Source organism: Endozoicomonas sp. YOMI1 (assembly GCF_024606345.1).
In the GTDB taxonomy this organism is placed as follows: Bacteria; Pseudomonadota; Gammaproteobacteria; order Pseudomonadales; family Endozoicomonadaceae; genus Endozoicomonas.
In genome coordinates this window covers 1-6941 of record NZ_JAHHPM010000038.1, presented here as the reverse complement: position 1 = coordinate 6941, position 6941 = coordinate 1, and the positions used below count along the sequence as shown (strand labels likewise).

Annotated in this window: 8 protein-coding genes and 1 tRNA gene; all 9 read left to right on the top strand. The window is 48.8% G+C overall.

Going from position 1 to position 6941, the window contains the following annotated elements:
- Positions 1-318: 318 nt before the first annotated feature.
- On the top strand, positions 319-987 hold the full coding sequence (tolQ, locus tag KDK15_RS01435) for a protein TolQ (protein ID WP_257293584.1): 669 nt from the start codon (positions 319-321) through the stop codon (positions 985-987).
- Between the two features lie 15 nt (positions 988-1002).
- On the top strand, positions 1003-1464 hold the full coding sequence (gene tolR, locus KDK15_RS01430) for a protein TolR (RefSeq protein WP_257293583.1): 462 nt from the start codon (positions 1003-1005) through the stop codon (positions 1462-1464).
- Positions 1465-2328 carry a cell envelope integrity protein TolA gene (tolA, locus tag KDK15_RS01425; RefSeq protein WP_257293582.1) on the top strand — a complete coding sequence of 288 codons (864 nt, stop codon included), beginning with the start codon at positions 1465-1467 and terminating at the stop codon, positions 2326-2328. It abuts the gene before it with no gap.
- Positions 2325-3659, top strand: a complete 1335-nt coding sequence (gene tolB / locus KDK15_RS01420; protein ID WP_257293581.1) for a Tol-Pal system beta propeller repeat protein TolB — start codon at positions 2325-2327, stop codon at positions 3657-3659. Before tolA ends, tolB begins: the two co-directional genes overlap by 4 nt.
- A 253-nt stretch (positions 3660-3912) precedes the next feature.
- Positions 3913-4473 (top strand): OmpA family protein, encoded by a 561-nt coding sequence (locus KDK15_RS01415; RefSeq protein WP_257293580.1) that lies wholly within the window; start codon positions 3913-3915, stop codon positions 4471-4473.
- Between the two features lie 113 nt (positions 4474-4586).
- The gene (gene ybgF / locus KDK15_RS01410) at positions 4587-5438 is read left to right on the top strand and encodes a tol-pal system protein YbgF (protein ID WP_257293579.1); all 852 of its coding nucleotides are present in this window, start codon (positions 4587-4589) and stop codon (positions 5436-5438) included.
- Between the two features lie 22 nt (positions 5439-5460).
- Positions 5461-6099, top strand: coding sequence for a 7-carboxy-7-deazaguanine synthase QueE (queE, locus tag KDK15_RS01405; RefSeq protein WP_257293578.1), 639 nt, complete (start codon positions 5461-5463; stop codon positions 6097-6099).
- A gap of 29 nt (positions 6100-6128) precedes the next feature.
- Positions 6129-6821: a 7-cyano-7-deazaguanine synthase QueC gene (gene queC, locus KDK15_RS01400; RefSeq protein ID WP_257293577.1), complete on the top strand. Its 693-nt coding sequence runs from the start codon at positions 6129-6131 to the stop codon at positions 6819-6821.
- A 48-nt stretch (positions 6822-6869) separates the two neighbouring features.
- Positions 6870-6941 (top strand) — tRNA-Lys (locus KDK15_RS01395).

Below are 6941 nucleotides of genomic sequence, written 5' to 3'. Positions count from 1 at the left end.
CCCAGCTGTCCAAAATGACTTGCTCGCTATCATATTTAGAAGGCGGAATTGGTATGACTTATAGCTTCATTATGGACTTTGCAAAAGCGGAGTTGGCGTTTCTGCCCAGGCTTCCTGGTTTCTGTAGGGTGTCTGTAAATCTGATTTGATCTGCCTCTGTGACATGCTATCAAGCAGTTATTCACTGAATAAAATCACCTTGCTTTTATTTGGCTTTATCAAGTGGTTCTGATCCCCATTGTGGTTTTTGGTGTTATGATCAGTCCTTTTCGACTTCATAATAATTGATGGGTAGAGAGGTTGTCGGTGGCAGAAAGCATGTCTCTATGGGCTCTGGTTGGTAACGCCAGTTGGATTGTGTTACTGGTATTATTGTTACTGGTAGCTGTATCAATTGTTTCATGGATGATGATTTTTCAGCGGGGAATCCTGCTGAGAGATGCGCAACAGGCCATGATTGCGTTTGAAGATCGTTTCTGGTCGGGAATGGATCTGATTCTGCTGTACAAGGAAGTGCAACAAAATGAACAGCCAGACTCAGGCGTAGAGCACATCTTTAAAGCCGGTTTTACCGAGTTTACCCGCCTGCGAAACCAGGGGACCGGGGATCCTGATGCGGTTATGGAGGGTGCTCAGCGGGCCATGAGGGTGGCCATTTCCAGGGAGCAGGAACGCCTCGAAGCGAACCTTCCCTTTCTTGCCAGCGTAGGGTCTACCTGTCCTTATCTCGGTCTTTTTGGCACAGTTGTTGGTATTATGAATTCTTTCCGGGGCCTGGCGGTGGTTCAGCAGCCAACCCTTGCTTCGGTTGCACCGGGCATTGCCGAGGCTTTGCTGACCACTGCTGTTGGTCTGGTTGCCGCTATCCCGGCGGTTGTCGCCTATAACCGCTATGCTTCAAGGGTTGAAGCCCTTGTGTCCAATTACGAGACATTTGCGGATGAGTTTTCCAGTATCCTTCACCGTAAAGTTTACAGCCGGACATAAAGGGATCTTACCGCAATGTCACCAATGAGAAGTGGGACAAAGATAAGAAATCGTCGTAAGCCCATGTCTGAAATAAACATGGTGCCGTTTATCGATATCATGATGGTGCTACTGGTGGCTTTTATGATCACTGCTCCCATGATGACCCAGGGCGTGAAAGTTGAGCTGCCCAAAACCAGTAGCGATAATATTGCTCTGCCTGAAGACAAAGAGGTTCTGGTCATCTCTATTAAGGCGGATGGCAGTTATTATATGGACGTTGGATCTGACCATGACAAAGCCGTTAATCTTTCGTCCCTGACACAGAAAGTCAGTAAGATAGTGAGTGCCAGACCAGGCATTCAAGTGTTGATTCAAGGAGACACCAACGTTGCTTATGGAGCAGTAGTTCAATTAATGGCTGGCCTGCAAAACTCAGGTGTCAGTCATGTTGGGCTAGTAACTGACCCAGCGGCGGTTGGTATGGAAGAGCGGTAGATGAAGAGATGGTTTACTATTGCTTTTCCAGCCCTTTTAGCAAGGGTGACAGAAGGTTATGGGTTTGCTATAGCCCTCTCTCTGATTCTTCATCTCACTATGTTTGGTGTGCTTTTAGTCAACTGGAGTTCTGACGCCAATCCTGAAATAAAGCCGCCGATGCCCATCAGTGCAGCGTTGGTATCGTTGCCTGAACCGGCTGCAAAACCGCCAAACGTTAGGAAGCCGGTGCAGAGTCAGGTGGAACAAAAGCGCAAAGAAGAAGCAAAAAGGCGGGCGGAAGCAAAAAAAATAGCAGAGGCCAGGCGCAAAAAAGCGGAACAGCAGCGAAAGGAGCTGGAGCGACAGAAAGCCCTGGCCATGAAGCGGGAAGAGGATAGAAAGCGAGAAGCGGAAAGGAAAGAAGAGCTTCGTAAAAAGGAAGAAGCTGCCCGGGAACGTCAGGAGCTGAACAGACGTCAGCGGGAAAAGGAGCAAAAGCGCAAAGAACAGCAAGTGCTTGAGCAAGCTATGGCAATGGAGCAGCAGGCTTTGGCAGCTGCTCAGCAGCTTGAGCATGACCAGCTGCAGCAAGCACAATATGCAGCGCTGATTAAAAGCCTGACCTCTCAGTATTGGAACAGGCCTCCCAGCGCACGTAATAACATGGTTGCAGAAATTCGAATCAGTCTTTCTCCCTTTGGAGATGTGCTGGATATTACTATGCTGCAGTCCAGTGGCAATGATGAGTTTGATCGCTCCGTTATTCAGGCTATACGCCGAGCGTCGCCCTTTTCAGAGTTAAAGGGCCTTGAGCGGCGAATTTTTGATCAATACTTCCGACGAATTACCTTCCGATTCAGGCCCGAGGATCTGGTTAAATGAGGCACTTATTCAAAACCTTTTTATTATTTTACTGTCTGCTTTGGGGGATGAGTGCCCGGGCAGAGCTTATTATTGAGGTCACCCAGGGGAATGACAAAGCCGTGTCCATGGCGGTTTCCCCCTTCAGCTGGACAGGGGAGAAAGTATTATCAGAAGACCCGGCGGCAATCATTGATAACGATTTGAAACTTAGTGGTCTGTTCAAGGCACTGCCAAGAGCCAGTATGCTCAGCTTCCCGGCCAGTGAGTCAGAAGTTTATTATCGTGACTGGAGGGTGCTGGGGGCTTCTTACCTGGTAACGGGGCAGGTGGCACTTAAGGACAATGCTTACACCATGAACTATCAGCTTTATGATGTTATCAGGGGAAAGCGCATTGCCAAGGGGGGATTTACCGGAAATAGTGCCCAGCTTCGGGAGATGGCTCATCGCATCAGCGATGTTGTCTATGAAAAGATTACTGGCCTGAAGGGCGATTTTTCAACCCGGATTCTATACGTAACAGCGCAGAGGCATGACGCTGAAAGAACGGATTATCAGCTTAATTATGCCGATGCTGATGGTAAACGTAACAGGAAGGTGTTCAGCTCCAGCGAACCTATTTTATCGCCCAGCTGGTCGCCAGACGGAACAAGGGTTACCTATGTTTCCTTCGAGCAGGGTCGTCCTGCTATTTTTATGCAGGAACTGGCAACGGGAAACCGCAAAAAACTGACCGGTTTTAAAGGGCTGAACAACTCTCCGGTATGGGCACCGAATGGTAAATCCATTGCCATGGTGCTTTCCAAAGATGGTAATCCGGACGTTTATATTCTTGATCTGGCAACGAATAAAATCAGTAATGTCACGACTCACTATGCCATAGACACTGAACCAGACTGGATGCCAGATGGTAATAGTATCGTTTTTACTTCAAATCGGGGTGGGAGTCCTCAGGTCTATCAGCAGGAGGTCAGTCGTAAAAGTGATGGTGAATTTATCCCAACAGGCAAGCCCCGTCGTCTAACCTTTGAAGGGCGGTTCAATGCCCGGGCCAAGGTCTTTCCTGATGGTAAGTCGCTGGCTCTGGTGCATAAAGGGCATGGAACCGCTGACTTTAACATCGCGGTTCTCGACCTGGATACGGATAGACTGCGGCTACTGACGTCATCCAAGCTGGAAGATTCTCCGAGTATCGCTCCGGGTGGCCGCAGACTGATCTATTCTGTTCAGGGTGGCAAGAATGGTGAGTTGGGTATTGTTTCTGCAGATGGGCGTGTGAAACATCGATTGCCTTCTGCAAAGGGTGATGTCCGGGAGCCTGCATGGGGGCCAGGTATTGAGCTCAGGTAGCGTAAAGGCAGGGTGAACCGTTCTATTGTTCTTTTAAGTGGATAGTAGATAGTTACTTTTGCCCTGCCGATTTTCCGACTTGCTGCTATGCTCGTTTAACCTGCTTTTTTTTCGGTAGCTCTTTCTCTGAGGAAACCTTACCATCCCTTGCTATTCGGGCTATTCGGGCTATTCGGGCTAGTCGGGTGACCTCAGTTCTGATAGTGTACTGCACAAATCTTTGAAATCCCGTAGAGAATGATTGGAGTTAAAAATGCAAATCGCCAATGTTGTTAAAGCAGCTTTTATGGCTGTAGCTGCTATCTGGCTGGCAGGGTGTGCTTCCAAGAAAGAGCCAACGACTGCAGGAACCCAGCCGCCGGTTGTTACTGTTGAAGAAGAAGTGCTGGTTGAAGTTCAGCCAGTTCTGGATCCTGCGGTTCAGGCTGTCATTGATAGTGGCCGAATTGATGAGTCCCCTGAAGAGATTCAGGCACTCCTGGAAAAGAATACCTATTTCTTTCCATTTGACAGCGCCAAGCTGGATAATGAAGCTTACAAGGCCCTGGATGTGCATGCTGCATACCTGACTTCTGATCTGGGTTACATGAAAAATATTGTCATTCAGGGTAATACTGATGAGCGTGGTACCCGTACTTACAACCTGGCCCTGGGTGAGCGTCGTGGCAAGGCAGTGAAGGATTACCTTGCCGCTAAAGGAGTAGCAGCTAACCGTATTGAAGTGATCAGCTATGGCTTTGAGAAGCCTCTGGATCCTGAGCACAATGAAAGTGCGTGGGCTTTGAACCGTCGTGCGGTAATTGTTACTGAGTAATCGATAATACCGTCATATTCTTGAAATTCTCCCTATAAGGGCTTGCTAAAAAGCAGCCCGGTGAAAAAGGAGTTTTGAACAGGACTGGTATCATTATTTCGTCTGGGGGATAAATGCGTAGAGGAAAAACTAACCCAAAGCTGATGGCGATGCTGGCTTTTCCAGTGTTGGTTGCTGGTACTCTGAGTGGTGTGGCATCTGCTGCAGCTCCGGTTGAAGAATCCAGACCTCTGGGTCTTTCAGCTGAATCTCAGAAGGTTGTCAGTCAGATCTCAGATGATTCTGTTACGATTTCATCCCCATCTGATAGCGATGAATACAATGGTACGGCACACCTTCTTAATACGATTGATCAGCTTCGACAGGAAATGATGGAAATGCGGGGGCAGCTGGAAGAGCAGGCCTTTCGCATTGAGCAACTGCAGCAGGAAGGTCGGGACAGGTATCTTGATCTTGATGAGCGAATCTCTCGATTGAATGATCAGGCTGGGAAAGCGACCCCGGTTTCGGTTGCAAACTTAAAGCCGCCGATAGCAAGCGCACCAGTGGCAGGGGCGGCAGAAAAAAAGGATCAATCGGCCTGGAAAGCCGAGGAAGCAGCTTACCAGTCGGCATTTGCTCTTATTCGCTCCAAGCAGTTTGATAAAGCGAAAAAAGCACTACAGGAGCAGCTGAAAACATACCCCGAAGGCCGTTATGCAGATAATGCCCATTATTGGCTGGGTGAAGTTGATATGGCCCAGGGACATTATGATGCTGCCAAAGTGTCCTTCCAAATCATTTTGAATGAGTTTCCAAAAAGTCCAAAAGTTCCGGATGCAAGTTATAAGCTTGGACGAGTGCATGACTTGCTCGGCAATCAGAAAGAGGCGAAGAGGCTCCTTGAGCTGGTTATTCAGCAATATCCAGATAGTTCCGCGGCCAGGCTTTCCGATAGTTATTTGAGAACCATGGGCGGCTCCTGATATCAGATGGCAGGCATCCTGAATGCTGAGAATTACCGAGATATTTTACTCATTACAGGGAGAGACCAGAACCATCGGGTTGCCTACTGTGTTTGTGCGCTTAACCGGCTGTCCCCTCCGTTGTCGCTGGTGTGATACGGAGTATGCCTTTAAGGGGGGGGAGTTGTTATCCACTGAGGCAATCCTGGACAGGGTATCAGAATACAACCCCAGATATGTCACCGTGACTGGAGGCGAGCCTCTGGCCCAGAAGGCATGTTATGAGTTGCTGAGTCTTCTGGCTGACCAGGGTTATGAGGTTTCCCTTGAAACCAGTGGGGCAATCAGCCTCTCTGAGGTTGACTCCCGGGTGGTCAAGGTGATGGATTTGAAGCCTCCAGCTTCAGGAGAGTCCCATCGGAATCTGTATGAAAATATCGGTTTTCTTGCCAGAACAGATCAGTTGAAATTTGTGATTGCCGATCGTGAAGATTACGAATGGTCTGTTTCTAAACTAATCCAATATGACCTGGCGAACAGGGTTTCCGATGTTCTTTTTTCTCCGGTCAGTGGCGCAATGTCTGCCCGGTTACTGGCGGGTTGGATCCTTGAAGACAGGCTTCCGGTGAGATTTCAATTACAGCTGCACCGGATGATCTGGGGGGATTTGCCGGGTGTCTAATATTCTTGTTTCATAAAAAGGTGTTGCAGATGAGAGCAGTGGTCCTTTTATCCGGAGGGCTGGATTCGGCCACCGTTCTGGCGATGGCTTCAGAACAAGGGTTCCAATGTTACTCGGTCAGTTTTGATTATGGGCAACGCCACCGTTGCGAACTTGAAGCTTCCCGCAAGGTGGCTGAGGCCCTGGGTGTTAGTGAACACAAGGTGTTAAAGCTGGGGTTGGCTGATATAGGCGGTTCAGCGCTGACCGATATTGACATTACTGTCCCTGATTTCAACGATCCCCTCAAGGAGGCTCAGAGCCAGGTTCCGGTCACTTATGTTCCTGCGAGGAATACGGTTTTTCTCTCCCTTGCTCTTGGCTGGGCAGAAGTGCTGGGGGCTCGTGATATTTTCATTGGTGCCAATATCGTTGATTACTCGAATTATCCCGACTGTCGCCCGGAATATCTGAAAGCATTTGAAGATATGGCGAATCTTGCCACACGGGCTGGTGTTGAAGGTGATCTTTTTCGTATCAGGGCACCGCTTCTGAATTTAACCAAGTCTGAAATAATTTCTGAAGGCGTCAAGCTGGGCGTGGATTATGGTATGACCGTTTCCTGCTACCAGGCGGATGAATATGGGGCTGCCTGCGGTGTTTGTGATAGTTGCTGTTACCGGCGAAAGGGGTTTCTTGAAGCAGGGGTTGATGACCCTACGACTTATCGTATTGCGGTTTAACGCGAATCGCTTGTAAAACCAATCCTGGCGCGTATAATTCTCAGGATTGGGTCGTTAGCTCAGTTGGTAGAGCAGTTGGCTTTTAACCAATTGGTCGTAGGTTCGAATCCTACACGACCC